Origin of the sequence: Myxococcus llanfairpwllgwyngyllgogerychwyrndrobwllllantysiliogogogochensis (genome assembly GCF_006636215.1) — a bacterium.
GTDB lineage: Bacteria > Myxococcota > Myxococcia > Myxococcales > Myxococcaceae > Myxococcus > Myxococcus llanfairpwllgwyngyllgogerychwyrndrobwllllantysiliogogogochensis.
This window is the reverse complement of the sequence record NZ_VIFM01000634.1, coordinates 1-578: the sequence shown is the minus strand read 5'-3', so window position 1 is coordinate 578 and position 578 is coordinate 1. Positions and strand designations below refer to the sequence as shown.

Sequence of the window (578 nt, the reverse complement as noted above, 5' to 3'; positions counted from 1 at the left end):
CATCAAATCAGATGCCGCTTCGATATTCGGCGAGTTGTGGCCGCTTTGACGAACTGAGGCGACACGAGGGGGCGCCGCAGCGCAGGGGACCGGCAGCAGCAGGTCAACCGCCGGAATACGTTTCGAGCCGCGCACGTTGAGCTTCTGGTGATTCGCTGCGCATCTCATCGACAACCTGCTGGCGCGTCTTCGGCGCTTCGGAACTCTTGATGGGCAACGGTGCTCCACGTTGCAGGATCGCCAGCGTACCGTCCTTGCGGGCGGCCTCGACTTCGGCCATCACCTGGGCGCGTGTCTTGGTACTCTGGAAGTGATCCGGGTGGTACGTGAAGCCCTCCTCGGTGGGGGCCGGGTGCCACATCGAACTGGCCTGGGCCGTCAAGGGGAATGCCGTAGCCAGGACAATGGCCTTCAAGGCAGCAAGATGGGTCAGTTTCATTTCATGGTCCTTTTCATTGCTAAGTACAGATGATCGATATGCCCGAAGGCATGAGCACAATGTAAGAACCGGCACCGAACGGGAGTAAAACGTGCAGATGACAATTTGGACAGGTTGCGAGAGACCGCGGCAGGAACGC

1 protein-coding gene is annotated in these 578 nt (G+C 59.5%); it reads right to left on the bottom strand.

The genetic code is table 11. The annotated features are described in order from the left end of the window. Window positions 1-103: 103 nt before the first annotated feature. The coding region (locus FJV41_RS57120) for a DUF4148 domain-containing protein (RefSeq protein ID WP_220137987.1) at window positions 104-578 on the bottom strand (475 nt) is incomplete at its 5' end.